Below are 15918 nucleotides of genomic sequence, written 5' to 3'. Positions count from 1 at the left end.
AAGTCATTTTGACATATGAAAACTACGAAGGAGATGGGGAGGCGATGCGTTTCCGGAACAAGACCGCGCTCGTAACCGCGGCTGGCCACGGCATCGGGCGCGCAACCGCGCTGCGACTTCGCGATGAGGGCGCCCGCGTGTTCGCGCTGGATCGCGACGGCGACGCACTTGCGACGATGGACGGCGTCGAGCCGGTGGTGCTCGACCTGCTGGACGCCGCGGAAATCGCGGCTTTGCCTGCAAAAATCGGCGCGATCGACGCACTCGCCAACATCGCGGGCTTCGTCGCCGCAGGCTCCATTCTCGATGGCAGCGAAGACGACTGGAACCTCTCCTTCGACCTCAACGTCCACGCCATGCACCGCATGATCCGCGCCTTCCTGCCGGCGATGCTGGAGCGGGGCGGTGGCGCGATCGTCAACATGTCGTCGATCGCTTCCAGCGTGAAGGGCATCCCCAATCGCTATGCCTATGGCGCCTCCAAGGCTGCCGTTATTGGCCTGACCAAATCTGTCGCTGCCGATTTCGTCGCGAAGGGCATTCGCTGCAACGCGGTCTGCCCCGGCACGGTCGACACGCCCAGTCTCCGCCAGCGCGTCGCCGAGCAGGCCGCGCAGCAGGGCATCAGCGTCGAGGACGCGCATGCCGCCTTCGTCGCCCGCCAGCCGATGGGCCGGCTGGGCCAGGAGGACGAGATCGCCGCGCTGGTCTGCTATCTCGCCAGCGACGAGGCGGCCTTCACCACCGGTGCGGTGCACGTGATCGACGGCGGGTGGGTGAACTGATGACCATGCACGCCCGCATCACCGGCCTGCGCACGGTCGACCTGCGCTTCCCGACCAGCGCCTCGCTCGACGGCTCCGACGCGATGAACCCGGACCCCGATTATTCGGCGGCCTATGTCATCCTGGAGACCGACGTCCCCGGCCTCGAAGGCCATGGCCTCACCTTCACCATCGGCCGCGGCAACGACATCTGCGTCGCGGCGATCGAGGCGATGCGCCACCTCGTCCTCGGGCTCGACCTCGCCTGGATCGCCGAGGAGCCCGCGCGGATGTGGCGACACCTCACCGGCGACAGCCAGCTGCGCTGGATCGGCCCGGACAAGGGCGCGATGCACCTCGCCACCGGCGCGGTGGTCAACGCGATCTGGGACCTGTGGGCCAAGGCCGAGGGCAAGCCGGTGTGGCGCCTCGTCGCGGACATGACGCCCGAACAGCTCGTCCGCGCGATCGACTTCCGCTACCTCACCGACGCGATTACGCCCGAGCAGGCGCTCGCCCTGCTCACCGAGCGCGCCGCCGGTAAAGCGGACCGCGTCGCCACGCTCGAGGCGAACGGCTATCCCTGCTACACCACGTCGGCCGGTTGGTTGGGCTATCCCGACGAGAAGCTGCGGCGGCTGGCGCAGGAAGCGGTCGATGCCGGCTTCCACCATATCAAGCTCAAGGTCGGCCGCGACCTGGAGGACGATATCCGCCGCGTCCGCATCGCCCGCGAGGTGCTGGGACCCGATCGCAAGCTGATGATCGACGCCAACCAGGTGTGGGAAGTCGGCCAGGCGATCGAGTGGGTCAACGCGCTCGCCTTCGCCAAGCCGTGGTTCATCGAGGAGCCGACCAGCCCCGACGACGTGCTCGGCCACAAGGCGATCCGCGATCGGATAGGCCAGGTCCAGGTCGCGACCGGCGAGATGTGCCAGAACCGCATCCTGTTCAAGCAGTTCATGGCGGTGGGCGCGGTCGACGTGATCCAGCTCGACGCCTGCCGCATCGGCGGGGTGAACGAGGCGCTGGCGGTGCTGCTGCTCGCCGCCCGCTACGCCCTGCCGGTGTGCCCGCATGCCGGCGGCGTGGGGCTTTGCGAATACGTCCAGCACTTGTCGATGATCGACTATCTGTGCTTTGCCGGCACCATGGACGGCAGGGTCATCGAATATGTGGATCATCTCCATGAACATTTCCTGGAGCCCTGCGTGATCAAGGACGCGGCATACATGCCGCCGCAGCAGCCGGGCTATTCGATCCAGATGAAGCCGGAGACGCTCGTCCAGTATCGGTTCGGCGCATGAATCTGGGCCTTGCCGGCAAGGTCGTGATCGTCACCGGCGGCGCGTCGGGGATCGGCGCGGCGATCGCGGCGGGCCTTGCGCGCGAAGGTGCGCTGCCCGCCATCATTTCGCGTGAACCGCCCCGGCCGGAACTGGCGGCGGAGCTGGGGCCGGACTGGCTGTTCCACCCCTGCGAGCTGGCCGACGACGACGCGGTGGTCGCCGCGGTCGACGCGGTGGCGGCACGCTGGGGGCGGATCGACGGGCTGGTCAACAATGCCGGGCTGAACGACAATCTCGGCTTCGAGGCGACCCCGGCGCAGTTCCGCGCCTCGCTCGACATCAACCTCGTCCATTATTTCGGGATGGCGCGTGCAGCACTTCCGCACCTGCGGGCGGCGCGCGGGGCGATCGTCAATATCGGCTCCAAGACCGCGATCACCGGCCAGGGCCATACCAGCGCCTATGCCGCGGCCAAGGGCGCGGTGCTGGCGCTGACCCGCGAATGGGCGGTGGCGCTGCGCGGCGACGGCATCCGGGTCAACGCGATCGTGCCGGCCGAGGTCGAGACGCCTGCGTATGCCGAATGGCTGAAGAGCTTCGACGATCCCGCCGCACGCCGGCAGGAGATCGAGCGCCGCGTGCCGTTGGGGCACCGCTTCACCACGCCGGAGGAAATCGCCGACACTGCGCTGTTCCTGCTCTCGCAGCGGGCCAGCCACACCACCGGCCAGTGGCTGTTCGTCGACGGCGGCTACACGCATCTGGACCGCGCCATCGAATGACCCCAACAGGGGCGTCGCACCAAGGAGAGGACACATGGCCAGCAAGGCCGGACGCTACACCCCCGCCATCATCCTGACGGTTTCGCTGTTCTTCCTGTGGGGAATGGCGAACAACCTGAACGACATCCTGATCGCGCATTTCCGCCGCGCCTTCACGCTGAGCGATTTCGAGACGAGCTTCGTCCAGCAGGCCTTCTACATGGGCTATTTCCTGCTCGCGACGCCGGCGGCGATGCTCGCGCGGCGGCGGGGCTACAAGGCGGCGATCGTCACCGGGCTGGTCCTCTACGCGATCGGCGCGCTGCTCTTCTATCCAGCGACGCATTTCGGTGAATATCGCTGGTTCCTCGCGGCCTTGTTCGTGATCGCCTGCGGCCTGGCCTTTCTCGAGACCTCGGCGAGCCCGCTGATCGCCGAACTCGGCAGCCCCGAAGGCGCCGCGCGCCGGCTGAACTTCGCCCAGGCGGCCAACCCGCTGGGCACGATCTTCGGCGTGCTGGTCGGCAAGTATTTCATCCTCTCCAGCTTCGCGCAGGACGATCACGCGCTCGCCGCCATGTCCGCCGCCGAGCGGACCGCGACGCTGCGCGGCGAACTCGCCTCGGTGCAGACGCCGTATCTGGTGATCGGGCTGGTCGTGCTCGCCTTCGCGATCGCCGCCGCGCTGATCGCCTTCCCGGACAACCGCAAGCAGGGCGATGCGCCGGCGGTGCCGACTGGCAAGGCGCTCGGCACCGTGCTCCGCGACAAGACGCTGGTGTTCGCGGTGGTGGCGCAGTTCTTCTATGTCGGCGCGCAGGTCGGGCTGTGGAGCTACACGATCCGCTACGCCCAGGTGAACCTGCCCGGCCTCACCGAGCAGGGCGCGGCCGACTATCTGTTCGCCAGCCTGGTGCTGTTCGGCATCGGCCGCTTCGTCGGCGCGGCGCTGATGGGCAAGGTGTCCGCGCCGGTACTGCTGATGGCGTTCTCCGGCCTGTCGGCGGCGCTGGCGGCGGTGGCGGTGTTCGTCGGCGGCACCACCGGGCTGTATGCGCTGGTGGCGGCGAGCTTCTTCATGTCGATCCAGTTCCCGACGATCTTCGCGATCGGCATCGGCGGGCTGGGCGCGCTCAAGCAGATCGGCGCCTCGCTGATCGTGATGGCGATCATCGGCGGCGCAGTGCTGACCGCGGCGATGGGGCATCTGTCCGACCTCGCGGGGATCAACCTCGCGCTGCTGGTGCCGGCCGTGGCGTTCCTGGTCGTGCTCGCCTTCGGTGCGAGCGCGCGGGGGACGGCCGGGGATGTGGAGCTGGTGACGGCGGGGCATTGAGGGGTGGCGATGCGAGTTCTCGATTAAGACCCGGATTGAAAGGATGGCGCATTGAAGCGTAAGCCCCTATCATTCCAGTATTAGACGCTGGGGGCTTATGTCTGACTACGATCTCATCCCTGAAAGCGAATTCGAAGACCTTCCTTCGGATCCATACGATCGCTTCGTTCGACTAGCGACTGTTGCGCAAAAAAACATCGCGCGGATGCTGGACGATTCCCAATCTAATGAGTTCTCAGACGAAGTTCGTTCGCAGTTTGTTAGCATGATCTCTCATATCGCTGAGGCTTGCGATATTGAAGGCTTGCCCCTTCTCGATCCCGAGAACACGACCTATCGCACCTATACCGTTTACCGTCACCATTTAGCGGGCATCATTGCGAAAGCTCGACTTAAAAGCCCGACTCTATCCCGACCGTACACGGTCGAACTAGGCCGCATAAATCGCGCTCGAATAGCGCAAGAAATCGATCACCTTCGCCGCTTTGTTGAAGATTCTGATCTCGACAATAAAAAGAAATCTAAGCTTATCGCTAAACTCGATGAACTTGATGAAGAGCTACATAGGCAACGCCTAGGCTTTGCTAGAACGATGGCAATTGCAGCATCGATCATGACCATCATCGGGGGAGGCACGGCAGCTTTGGCCAATTCACCCAAAGCAATCGAAGCTATTACAAATATAATTGCTTACATCGGCGAAGATAAGGAAGCCGAGGAAGCGAACCGGCTTCGGCTGTCACCTCCTCCCAAGGCAATCCCAGATTTACGCAATCAGCCGCTTGCGACCTCCGGCGGTTTCCCCGACGATCTCGACGACGTTCCGTTCTAAGCCGTTAAGATACAAGCTAACGTTCAAGCCGCGCCTACAAACAGCAGCGAGTGACCACTTTAAGCCTCTCTCCTTTAGGGGAGGGGTTGGGGTGGGGCTGTGTCTCACCGAGACCAACGAACGTTCTGGAATCCCTCCACCCCCAACCCCTCCTCCGAGGAGGAGGGGCTTAAGAAGGGGAACCCACCAGCACCACATGCAGAAACCGCGGCCCATGCGCGCCGCGGACATAGGTGCCCTCGATATCGGTCGTACCGCTGACCCCCGTCACCCAATAATGCGCGCGCGGCACTGCCCCGCCGGGAGCAGCATCCTCCAGCCAGCGGACCAGCGCGGCGACCTCCAGCACGACGATGTGCCGCAGCGCCAGGAAGTTGGGCAGCATCGGCGCTTCCGGCGAGGTCTCGAACACCAGCGACCCCGTCTCCGCCACCCCGGCCCGCGCAAACGCCAGCACCGCGCCGTCGTCGATCGGGCAGTCCGCCAGCCGCGTGAGCCCGGCCCAGTCGAGCCCATCCACCCGCGCATCGGGCGGCAGCCATAGCGCCGGTTCCGCGCCCTCGACCGCAAGATACCCAGCCACCGCCCCCGGCAGTTCCGCCAGCGAGCCGATCCGCGCATGCGTCGCCGCCACGCTCGGCTGGCCAAGTTGCGCCAGGAAGCGCGCTACCAGATCCTCGCCCCCCACCGGCCGCTCGCGCTCCTCGCCCGTCAGCAGCCCCGCTGCCTCCGCCGCCAACACCGCCGGATCGCCCACCGGCCCCAGCCGCGCCAGGATCGCGTCGCGCGCGCTCATCGTTCTCCCTTTCGATAGCGGTCCATGAAACTCTCTGCCGCCGGTGCGGGGAAGTCGCGCCCGCCGGTCCAGCCGCCGGCTAGCGGCAGTTTCGCGATCCAGCCGCGCCCGGCCAGCCGCATCGTCCGGATCGCCCAGCGCACTCCCGTCCGGTAGACCCACGGCCGCCGCGCCGCCCACGCCCAGAGCCCCAGCCCCTTGCGCAGCGTCACCGGCTCCAGCCCCTCGCGCCAGCTCTTCTCGCGCCAGCCGCGCAGCAGCGTCGGCAAGGGGATCGCGACCGGGCACACCTCCTGGCACTTGCCGTTCATCGTGCAGGCGTTCGGCAGGTCGCGGTTCGCCGCCAGCCCGTCGAGCGCGGGCGTCAGCACCGATCCCATCGGCCCCGGATAGGTGCCGCCATAGGCATGGCCGCCGATCTGCCGGAACACCACGCAGTGGTTCATGCACGCGCCGCAGCGGATGCAGCGGAGCATCTCCGCCAGCCCCTCGTCGCGCATCGCGCTGCGGCCATTGTCGACCAGCACGATGTGCATCTCCTCCGGCCCGTCGCGGTCGCCCGCCCGCTTCGGCCCGGCATAGAAGGTGGTATATTGCGTCAGCGCCGCCCCGGTCGCCGATCGGGCGAGCAGCCGCAGCAGATGCACCGCATGGTCCATCGACGGGACCAGCTTCTCGATCCCCGCCGTCACGATATGGACGCGCGGCGGCACCAGCGAGAGTTCGGCATTGCCCTCGTTGGTGACGGTGCAGACCTGCCCCGAATCGGCAATCAGGAAATTGGCGCCCGAAATGCCGACATCGGCGCCCAGCATCTCGCCCCGCAACTGCCGCCGGGCGCTCGCCGCCATCGCGACGATGCTTTCCTCGACATGCGGCTCGCGGTGGCGGGCGTGGAACAGCGCCGAGACCTGCTCGCGCGTCTTGTGCATCGCCGGCCAGATGATGTGCGAAGGCCGCTCGCCCGCCAGCTGGATGATGTGTTCGGCCAGATCGGTCTCGACCCGGCCGATGCCTGCGGCCTCCAGCGCGTGCGGCAGGCCGATCTCCTCGCCGAGCATCGACTTGGAACGCGCTACGCTCCTGGCGCCCGCCTTGCGGCAGATGTCGACCACAATCGCGCACGCCTCGTCGGCGGTTTCGGCCCAATGGACCGTCGCCCCCGAAGCCGTCGCCGATGCTTCGAACTGCACGAGATAGCTGCCAAGGTTCGCGATCACATGGTCCTTGATCGCCGCCGCCCGTTCCCGCGCCGCGCCAAAGCTGGGCCAGGCGCCGATCGCCGCCCCGCGCTTGGCCTCGGCGGTGCCGGCGGTGCGCTCGACCGCGATCTTGAGCTGGCGGTCGGCGAGCGCGGCATCGACCCGCGCGTCGAACGCCCGGCTCACTGGTCTTCCCCGATCGCCGGGCCGTCGGCCATGCCGGCCAGCACCTCGATGGTGTGAAAGGCGCGCACCTCGGCTCCGCGCCGGTGCAGCTTGCCCGCCATGTTCATCAGGCAGCCGAGATCGCCGGCGAGCAGCAGCCCCGCGCCGCTCGCCTCCACCGCCGCCGCCTTCTCGTCGGCGATCGCGTTGGAGATGGCGGGGTATTTCACGCAGAAGGTGCCGCCGAAGCCGCAGCACGTCTCCTCGCCGGCGAGCGGCACCAGGTCCAGCCCGTCGACCGCGCCGAGCAACCGCCGCGGCTGCGCCTTGATGCCGAGTTCGCGCAGGCCCGAGCAACTGTCGTGATAGGTCGCGGTCGCCGGCAGCGTCACGCCTTGCGGACGCCAGCCGCGCGCATCGAGATAGGCGAGGATCTCCCAGGTCTTCCCCGCCACCGCCTCGGCGCGCGCGGCCCATTCGGGATCGTCGGCGAGCAGTTCGGGATAATGGCAGCGGATCGTTCCGGCACAGCTGCCCGAGGGCACGACGATCGCGTCATAGCCCTCCAGCATCGCGACGTTGCGCCGGGCGAAGTCGGTCGCCGTCGCGCGGTCGCCGGAGTTGAGCGCGGGCTGCCCGCAACAGGTCTGCGCCGCCGGCACCACCACCGCGCAGCCGGCATCGGCCAGCGCCCGCAGCGCCGCAAAGCCCACGCGCGGCCGCATCGCATCGACCAGACAGGTGACGAACAACGCGACGCGCGACGGAGTATCCTGGCTCATGCCCTCCCCATTTGCACATTCTGGGAGCGCTTTCCAGAAATGGCGCCGTCAGCTGTTGATGGCTTCCGCCTGCATCTCCGCGACTTCCCGCCGCAGCATTTTCAGCAACAGCGCCGCCGCCCGGTCGGTATCCTCGGCCGGGCTCAGGAAGCGGTGCTGCATCAGGCCCAGCGCCGTCGCGGTGATCATGTCGGCCAGCGCACAGCGGCGCTCGCCGAACGCCTCGCCGGGAATCAGCGCCGACAAGGCGACCAGCATCGTGCTGCGGACATCGCCGCGCGTGGCTTCGAAAACCGCCGCGATGCGCTCGTTTCGGGCGGTTTCCGCGACGATCTCTGCAAATAGCGGATCGGACTCGCCCGGTTCGGGGCGAATGAAATCGGCGAGCCAGGTCCAGACAAACTCCGGGTCCCCGCTGCGAATACCGGCGGAAAGCGACTCGGGTGCCAGGAAGTCCATGCAATCCGCCTGCACGATCTCCGCGACGATCGCCTCCTTGCACGAGAAATCGCGATATATTTGACCTACGGCAATGCCCGATTCCTTGGCGATCTGGGCCACGCCTGTCGCGTGAAAACCGTTTGCAATGAACAGCCTGCGCGCGGCCGCGACGATTTTTTCGCGTCGCAGCAAGGCCTTTTCGCGGTGCGGAACCCCGCTGTCTCCCGTAGTTTCTGTCATCCAACCCGTCTATAAAATCGACTTGACCGAGTCACTCGCTTCGCAGTAGCGGCGAATGTGAGCGAACGTTCACTCACATATATCACAACGGCAGGCTGAAGCATGACTTTTTTCCGTCACACCGCGCCGGCTCTCGCGCTTGTCCTCGCCGCCTGTGGTGGCCAGTCCCAGCAGCAGGGTGCCGGTGGCCCCGGCGGCGCCGGTGGCCAGCAGGCCGCGCCGCCCCCGGTCTCCTATATCGTCGTCCAGCAGCAGGCCGTGCCGCTGACCAGCGAACTGCCCGGCCGCCTGAGCCCCTATGAGAGCTCGGACGTTCGCCCGCAGGTCAACGGCCTGATCCTCGAACGGCTGTTCACCGAAGGCGACATGGTCCGCCAGGGCCAGCCGCTGTACCGGATCGATCCCGCGCCGTACCGCGCCGCCGTCGCCAGCGCCCGCGCCGCGCTGACCCGCGCCCAGGCGACGATCGCCACCAGCGAGGCACTTGCCCGCCGCTATGGCGAACTGGTGAAGATCAACGCGATCTCGAAGCAGGAAGCCGAGAACGCCCTCGCCAGCGCCGCGCAGGCGCGGGCCGACGTGGCGGCGCAGCGCGCCGCGCTGACCACGGCCGAGATCGACCTCGCCCGCACCACCATTCGCGCGCCGATCAGCGGCAAGATCGGCCGTTCGGTGTTCACCACCGGCGCGCTGGTGTCCGCCTCACAGGCGAACGCGCTGACCACCATCCAGCGGCTCGACCCGATCTATGTCGACATCCAGCAGTCGAGCGCCGACATCCTCAAGCTGCGCCAGTCGATCATCGCCGGCCAGGTCGCCCGCGACGGCAACGCCAAGGTTGCGGTGAAGCTGGAAGACGGCACCGACTATGGTCCGCAGGGCACGATGCGCTTCGCCGACGTGACCGTCGACCAGGCGACCGGCAGCCAGATCATCCGCGCGCTGTTCCCCAACCCCAACGGCCTGCTCCTCCCGGGCATGTTCGTCCGGGCGCGCCTGGTCGAGGGTACGCAGCAGAACGCGATGCTGGTGCCGCAGCGCGCGGTGAGCCGCGACGAGCGCGGCAATCCGATCGTGCTGGTGGTCGGCGCCGAGAACAAGATCGAGCCGCGCCCGATCCAGACCAGCCGCACCGCGGGGGATGCCTGGATCGTCACCGGCGGCGTGAAGCCGGGCGACAAGGTGATCGTCGAGGGTGCGATGATGCTGCGTCCGGGCATGCCGGTCACGCCGCAGCCCTGGAACCCCAACGCCAAGCCGGCCCAGGGCCAGCCGGGCGCAGCTCCCGCTCAGGGGAAGTAAGCTCCCATGTCGCGCTATTTCATCGATCGCCCCATCTTCGCATGGGTCATCGCGATCATCATCATGCTGGCGGGCGTCCTCGCCATCCGCTCGCTGCCGATCGCGCAGTTCCCCACGATCGCCCCGCCGGCCGTCTCGATCACCGCCACCTATCCGGGCGCGGATGCCAAGACGCTGGAAAACACGACGACGCAGATCATCGAGCAGCAGATGAAGGGGATTGATCACCTTCGCTACTTCTCGTCCTCGTCCTCCTCGGCCGGCACGGTTACGATCACGCTCACCTTCGAGCAGGGCACCGATCCGGACATCGCCCAGGTGCAGGTGCAGAACAAGCTGCAGGCGGCCACCCCGCTCCTGCCGCAGGAAGTGCAGCAGCAGGGCATCCAGGTCGCCAAGGCAACCCAGAACTTCCTGGTGGTGATCGGCCTCTATTCGGAAGACGGGTCGCACAGCGGCACCGATCTTGCCGACTATGCCGTGTCCAAGCTGCAGGATCCGCTGTCGCGCGTGAACGGCGTCGGCGACACCCAGATCTTCGGCTCGCAATATGCGATGCGCATCTGGGTCGATCCGGTGAAGCTCAACAAGTACGCGCTCACCGTCGATGACGTGAGCGCCGCGGTCCGCGCGCAGAACGCGCAGGTCTCCGCCGGCCAGCTGGGCGCTCGCCCGGCGCCGAAGGAGCAGATGCTCAACGCCACCGTCTCGGTCCAGTCGCGCCTGACCACGCCGGACCAGTTCGCCCAGATCCGCCTGAAGAGCGGTACCGACGGCTCGGTGGTGCGCCTGGGCGACGTCGCCCGCGTCGAGATCGGCGCCGAAAGCTATGGCTTCGACTCCAAGTGGAACGGCAAGCCCGGCGCCGCCATCGGCATCAAGCTCGCCCCCGGCGCCAACGCGCTGGCCACGGTCGACCTGGTCAAGGCCCGCGTCAACGAGATCGCCAAGACCTTCCCCGGCGACATCAAGGTCATCTACCCGTACGACACCACGCCGTTCGTCCGCCTGTCGGTCGAGCAGGTGGTGCACACGCTGATCGAAGCGGTGGTGCTCGTCTTCCTGGTGATGTTCCTGTTCCTGCAGAACTTCCGCGCCACCCTGATCCCGACGATCGCGGTGCCGGTGGTGCTGCTGGGCACCTTCGCGGTGATGGCGATTGCCGGCTACTCGATCAACACGCTCACCCTGTTCGGCATGGTGCTGGCGATCGGCCTGCTCGTCGACGACGCGATCGTCGTCGTGGAGAATGTCGAGCGCCTGATCGTCACCGAGCATCTCAGCCCGATCGACGCCGCGCGCAAGTCGATGGACGAGATCACCAGCGCGCTGGTCGGCGTCGCCCTCGTCCTGTCGGCGGTGTTCCTGCCGATGGCGTTCTTCGGCGGCTCGACCGGCGTGATCTACCGCCAGTTCTCGATCACGATCGTCTCGGCGATGGTGCTCTCGGTGTTCGTGGCGCTCGTGCTCACCCCGGCGCTGTGCGCCACCATCCTCAAGCCGCACGATCCGGACAAGCTGGAAGGCAAGGGCCCGCTCGCGCGCTTCTTCCGCTGGTTCAACGAGAAGTTCGATAACGGCCAGCGCCGCTACGAGAAGGGTGTGCGCAGCACCGCGCGCAGCTGGAAGCGCTCGGGCCTGGTCTATCTGCTGATCATCGGCGGCATGGCCTTCCTGTTCCTGCGCCTCCCCTCGGGCTTCCTGCCTGAAGAAGACCAGGGCATCGCGATCGCGCTGGTGCAGGGTCCGGCGGGCGCCACTTCGGCGCGCACCGACAAGGGCCTCGAACTCGTCCGCGACCACTTCCTCAAGCAGGAAGCGGGCAATGTGCAGGGCGTGTTCACCATCAACGGCTTCAGCTTCGCGGGCGCCGGACAGAACAGCGGCCTGGTGTTCATTCCACTGAAGGACTGGGCGGACCGAAAGGGCAGCGCCAATTCGGCGCAGTCCATGGTCGGCCGCGCGATGGGCAGCTTCTCGCAATATCGCGACGGCCTGATCTTCGCGATCACCCCGCCCGCGGTCCAGGAACTCGGCAACGCGACCGGCTTCGACCTGCAGCTCGTCGACACCGGCGGCATCGGCCATGAACGCCTGCTCCAGGCGCGCAACATGATGCTGGGCATGGCGATGCAGGATCACCGCCTGGTCGGCGTGCGCCCGAACTCGCTGGAGGACGCGCCCCAGCTCAAGGTCGATATCGACCAGGACAAGGCCAAGGCGCTCGGCCTGGACCTGGCCTCGGTCAACAGCACCATCGCCACCGCCTGGGGCGGCGCCTATGTGAACGACTTCGTCGATCGCGGCCGCGTCAAGCGCGTCTATGTCCAGGCCGATGCCCCCTATCGCCTGGCGCCGGAGGACATCGCGAACCTCTACGTCCGCGGCGCGACCGGCACGATGACGCCGTTCACCGCCTTCTCCACGCTCAGCTGGGAACAGGCGCCGGTGCAGCTGACCCGCTATAACGGCCTGCCGGCGATGGAAATCCTCGGCACCCCCGCCCCGGGCGTGTCGACCGGCGACGCCATGGCGGCGATGGAGGCGATCCACGCCAAGCTGCCGCCGGGCACCCAGCTCGAATGGACCGGCCTGTCGTACGAGGAACGGCTGTCGGGCGGCCAGGCGCCGGCACTCTACACGCTGTCGCTGCTGATCGTGTTCCTCTGCCTCGCCGCGCTCTACGAGAGCTGGTCGGTGCCGATCTCGGTCATCCTGGTCGTGCCGCTCGGCGTGGTCGGCGCGCTGCTCGCGGCGAAGCTGACCGGCCTCAACAACGACATCTACCTGCAGGTCGGCCTGATCACCACGATCGGCGTGTCGGCGAAGAACGCGATCCTGATCGTCGAGTTCGCCGAGGAGCGGATGCGCGAGGGCATGAGCGCCTTCGACGCGGCGATCGAAGCCGCCAAGCTCCGTCTCCGCCCGATCCTGATGACCAGCCTCGCCTTCATCTTCGGCGTGCTGCCGCTGGCGATCACCACCGGCGCGGGTGCCGGCGGCCAGAACGCCATCGGTCGCTCGGTCGTGGGCGGCATGCTCTCCGCCACCGTGCTCGCGATCTTCTTCGTGCCGATGTTCTTCGTGGTGGTGCGCGGTCTGTTCGATCGCCGCCGCAACAAGGGCGAGACGCCCCCCGCAACCACCCATGACGGCGGCGCCTCGGCGCCCCAGGGAGCCTGACGGCCGTGACCAACCGCTTCCCCCTGCTCCTCGCCCTGGCCGCGAGCACCGCGCTCTCGGCCTGCAACCTCGCCCCGAAATATGGCCGGCCGGAGCCGGCCGTGCCGGCCGCGCTTCCCCAGGGCGGCGTCTACCCGGCGGCGGCAACCGACGCGCCGGACATCAGCAAGATCGGCTGGCGCGATTTCTTCGTCGACGATCGCCTGCGCAAGGTGATCCAGCTGGGTCTGGACAACAACCAGGACCTGCGCCTCGCCGCCGCCAACGTGCTGCAGGCGCGGGCCCAGTACCGGGCGCAGCGCGCGGACCTGTTCCCCGCGATCGGCGTCAGCGGCACCGGCACCTACACCAACACCGCGCAGTTCGCGGCGAGCGCGGGCGGTGCGCTGGGCGGCGGCGGCGTCCAGGACGTGCAGAACTTCAGCGTGTCGGGCGGCATCACCTCGTTCGAGCTCGACCTGTTCGGCCGCGTGCGCAACCTGAGCCGTGCGGCGCAGGAGCAATATTTCGCCAGCACCGAGGCGCAGCGTGCCACACGCGTCTCGCTGATCGGCGAGATCGCCAGCGCCTGGCTGACCCTTGCGTCGGACCGCGAGCAGCTCGCCATCGCGCAGAACACGCTCCAGGCCTTCCAGCAATCGCTGGAGCTCACCCGCGCCCAGTTCCGCATCGGCACCGCCTCCGAACTCGAATCGCGCCAGGCCGAGACGAACTACGAGTCCGCCCGCAACGACGTGGCGACCGCGCAGACGCGGATCGCGCAGGACATCAACGCACTGCAGTTGCTGACCGGCGCACCCGTCGGGACGGAGCTGCTGCCCGATTCGCTGGGCGATGCCCGGGCGACGATCGACGCCCTGCCCGGCAACGTGCCGTCGGAAGTGCTGCTGCGCCGCCCTGACGTGCTGCAGGCCGAGCACCAGCTGATCGCGCAGAACGCCAATATCGGTGCCGCCCGCGCGGCGTTCTTCCCCAGCCTCTCGCTCACCGCAACGGCGGGTTCGATCGCGTCGACCATCGGCAAGCTGTTCGGTTCGGGCACCGATACCTATACGGTCTCACCCACGGCATCGCTCAACATCTTCAACTTCGGCAAGAACCAGGCGAACCTCGCCTATTCCAAGGCCTCGCGCGATGCGGCGGTCGCCACCTATCAGAAGACGATCCAGACCGCCTTCCGTGAGGTCGCCGACGCGCTGGCCCAGCGCGGCACGATCGACGAGCAGCTGCGCGCGCAGAGCGCCCGCGCCAATGCGGCGGAGGTCGCCGCCCGCCTGTCCGACGCGCGCTACCGGGCGGGGGTGGACTCCTTCCTCACCGCGCTCGATTCGCAGCGCAGCGCCTATGCCGCGGAGCAGCAACTGGTCACCACCAGGCTGACCCGTGCGAGCAATTTGGTGACCCTGTATAGAACCTTAGGCGGCGGGCTCGACTAGCCGCTTGCCAGCAGCGAAAATCGGCATACTCTCTGGATCCAATAGGAGAAGGAGAGGTGTCGTGTCGCTGAACGAAACCCAGCCGAACCAAGATCCGGGACTGCCCGCACTGCCGGTGCAGGCCTCGGATGAGAGCATGATCATCCTCGAAGGTCTGCTCTGCGTGATGCGGGAGAAGAACATGCTCTCGCGCCAGGATATCGAGCTGCTCTGCCAGAAGGTGGAGCGCCGCGCTGCCGGCATCAGCAAGAACCCCCTGCCCTGCTGCCCGGACAAGGCGGCGAACGCGCGCAACTATGTCCAGCGCCTCGCCGACTATCTGGGCCACCGCTATGGCGGCAAGCACCTCCGCCGAGTGAGCTGAGCGCAGGACGCTACGGCCGGAGCGATTTCCTCCTTTGGCAGGCGGGCGTGCCGCGCTACTGCGCAATCGTCTGTCTTTCCTGAATGAGGACGCTTGCATGAAGTTGCTTCGCTACGGCCCGCGCGGTGCCGAAAAGCCCGGCCTGCTGGACGCCGACGGCCGGATCCGCGACCTGACCGGCCTGGTGCCCGATCTTACCGTGGACGTGATCGAACGGATCCGCGCGGTCGATCCCACCACGCTGCCGCTGGTCGAGGGCGACGTTCGCCTGGGGGTGCCGGTGGCGAACATCGGCAAGTTCCTCGCGATCGGCCTCAACTATGCCGACCACGCCCGCGAAGCCGGCCTCGAGCCGCCGCCCGAGCCGATCTTCTTCACCAAGGCGATCTCGTGCCTCGCCGGCCCCAATGATCCGGTGATGATCCCCAAGGGATCGCAGAAGAGCGACTGGGAAGTCGAGCTGGGCGTGATCATCGGCAAGACCTGCCGCCATGTCGACCAGGCCGATGCGCTGGATCACGTGGCAGGCTATGTCCTCGCCAACGACGTGTCCGAACGCGCCTTCCAGAAGGAGCTCGGCAGCCAGTGGGACAAGGGCAAGGGCTGCGACACCTTCGGCCCCGTCGGCCCGTGGCTGGTGACGCCGGACGAGGTGGCCGATTGCCAGGCGCTCGACATGTATCTCGATCTCAACGGCAAGCGGATGCAGACCGGCAACACGTCGACGATGATCTTCCCGGTCGCGGAATGCATCGCGTACATGAGCCGCTTCATCACCCTGCATCCGGGTGACCTGCTGATCACCGGCACGCCCCCGGGCGTCGGCGAGGGCCAGAAGCCCGACAAGATCTTCCTCAAGCCCGGCGACGTGATGGAGTTGGGGATCACCGGCCTCGGCACCCAGCGCCAGGACGTGATCGCCTTCGATCTGGCGGCGCTGGCGGGGTGACCTGAAGGAGGAAAAGTCCCCCTCACCCTCCCCACTGCCTTCGGCAGCGGGCCCCTTCCCCCTCCCGCAAGGGGAG

The 15918-nt window shown here is 67.3% G+C and carries 14 protein-coding genes; 10 read left to right on the top strand and 4 right to left on the bottom strand.

Annotation, left to right across the window (positions count from 1 at the left end):
* Positions 1–44: 44 nt before the first annotated feature.
* The 5 genes from SPI01S_RS15090 to SPI01S_RS22375 all read left to right on the top strand — a co-directional run bounded on the left by SPI01S_RS15090 (position 45) and on the right by SPI01S_RS22375 (position 4982).
* Entirely contained in the window at positions 45–785 is a 741-nt protein-coding gene (locus tag SPI01S_RS15090) for an SDR family oxidoreductase (RefSeq protein WP_066724210.1), read from the top strand.
* On the top strand, positions 785–2071 hold the full coding sequence (locus SPI01S_RS15085) for an L-fuconate dehydratase (protein WP_066724261.1): 1287 nt from the start codon (positions 785–787) through the stop codon (positions 2069–2071). The genes SPI01S_RS15090 and SPI01S_RS15085 overlap by 1 nt, the downstream gene beginning before the upstream one ends.
* Complete coding sequence (locus tag SPI01S_RS15080) at positions 2068–2835, top strand: L-fucose dehydrogenase (protein WP_066724207.1); 768 nt, start codon at positions 2068–2070, stop codon at positions 2833–2835. Before SPI01S_RS15085 ends, SPI01S_RS15080 begins: the two co-directional genes overlap by 4 nt.
* Positions 2836–2869: 34 nt before the next feature.
* Entirely contained in the window at positions 2870–4150 is a 1281-nt protein-coding gene (fucP, locus tag SPI01S_RS15075; RefSeq protein WP_066724204.1) for an L-fucose:H+ symporter permease, read from the top strand.
* Positions 4151–4247: 97 nt separating this feature from the next.
* Positions 4248–4982, top strand: a complete 735-nt coding sequence (locus tag SPI01S_RS22375) for a hypothetical protein (RefSeq protein ID WP_157084730.1) — start codon at positions 4248–4250, stop codon at positions 4980–4982.
* A gap of 169 nt (positions 4983–5151) precedes the next feature.
* Here SPI01S_RS22375 and SPI01S_RS15070 read toward each other — a convergent pair whose 3' ends face one another.
* From SPI01S_RS15070 to SPI01S_RS15055, 4 genes are read right to left on the bottom strand one after another with little or no spacing between them, the layout of a single operon-like run.
* Positions 5152–5778 carry a LutC/YkgG family protein gene (locus tag SPI01S_RS15070; protein WP_066724202.1) on the bottom strand — a complete coding sequence of 209 codons (627 nt, stop codon included), beginning with the start codon at positions 5776–5778 and terminating at the stop codon, positions 5152–5154.
* Positions 5775–7166 carry a lactate utilization protein B gene (locus tag SPI01S_RS15065; protein ID WP_066724200.1) on the bottom strand — a complete coding sequence of 464 codons (1392 nt, stop codon included), beginning with the start codon at positions 7164–7166 and terminating at the stop codon, positions 5775–5777. The genes SPI01S_RS15070 and SPI01S_RS15065 overlap by 4 nt, the downstream gene beginning before the upstream one ends.
* The gene (locus tag SPI01S_RS15060) at positions 7163–7927 is read right to left on the bottom strand and encodes a (Fe-S)-binding protein (protein ID WP_066724198.1); all 765 of its coding nucleotides are present in this window, start codon (positions 7925–7927) and stop codon (positions 7163–7165) included. The genes SPI01S_RS15065 and SPI01S_RS15060 overlap by 4 nt, the downstream gene beginning before the upstream one ends.
* A 48-nt stretch (positions 7928–7975) precedes the next feature.
* A complete protein-coding gene (locus SPI01S_RS15055; protein WP_245653615.1) occupies positions 7976–8608 on the bottom strand; it encodes a TetR/AcrR family transcriptional regulator in 633 nt (210 codons plus the stop codon).
* A gap of 102 nt (positions 8609–8710) precedes the next feature.
* Here SPI01S_RS15055 and SPI01S_RS15050 point away from each other — a divergent pair, with 102 nt between their 5' ends.
* From SPI01S_RS15050 to SPI01S_RS15030, 5 genes are all read left to right on the top strand, one after another.
* The gene (locus SPI01S_RS15050) at positions 8711–9910 is read left to right on the top strand and encodes an efflux RND transporter periplasmic adaptor subunit (protein ID WP_066724193.1); all 1200 of its coding nucleotides are present in this window, start codon (positions 8711–8713) and stop codon (positions 9908–9910) included.
* Positions 9911–9916: 6 nt separating this feature from the next.
* Positions 9917–13093 (top strand): efflux RND transporter permease subunit, encoded by a 3177-nt coding sequence (locus tag SPI01S_RS15045; RefSeq protein ID WP_066724190.1) that lies wholly within the window; start codon positions 9917–9919, stop codon positions 13091–13093.
* Between the two features lie 5 nt (positions 13094–13098).
* Positions 13099–14529 (top strand): efflux transporter outer membrane subunit, encoded by a 1431-nt coding sequence (locus SPI01S_RS15040; protein WP_066724187.1) that lies wholly within the window; start codon positions 13099–13101, stop codon positions 14527–14529.
* 61 nt (positions 14530–14590) lie between these two features.
* Complete coding sequence (locus SPI01S_RS15035) at positions 14591–14893, top strand: hypothetical protein (RefSeq protein WP_245653614.1); 303 nt, start codon at positions 14591–14593, stop codon at positions 14891–14893.
* 97 nt (positions 14894–14990) lie between these two features.
* Positions 14991–15842 (top strand): 2,4-didehydro-3-deoxy-L-rhamnonate hydrolase, encoded by an 852-nt coding sequence (locus tag SPI01S_RS15030; protein WP_066724182.1) that lies wholly within the window; start codon positions 14991–14993, stop codon positions 15840–15842.
* The last annotated feature ends 76 nt before the right edge of the window (positions 15843–15918 follow it).

The sequence above is a fragment of the Sphingomonas pituitosa NBRC 102491 genome (assembly GCF_001598435.1).
Classification (GTDB): Bacteria; Pseudomonadota; Alphaproteobacteria; order Sphingomonadales; family Sphingomonadaceae; genus Sphingomonas; species Sphingomonas pituitosa.
The sequence above is the reverse complement of the archived record's forward strand: the minus strand, read 5'-3'. Positions and strand labels throughout refer to the sequence as shown.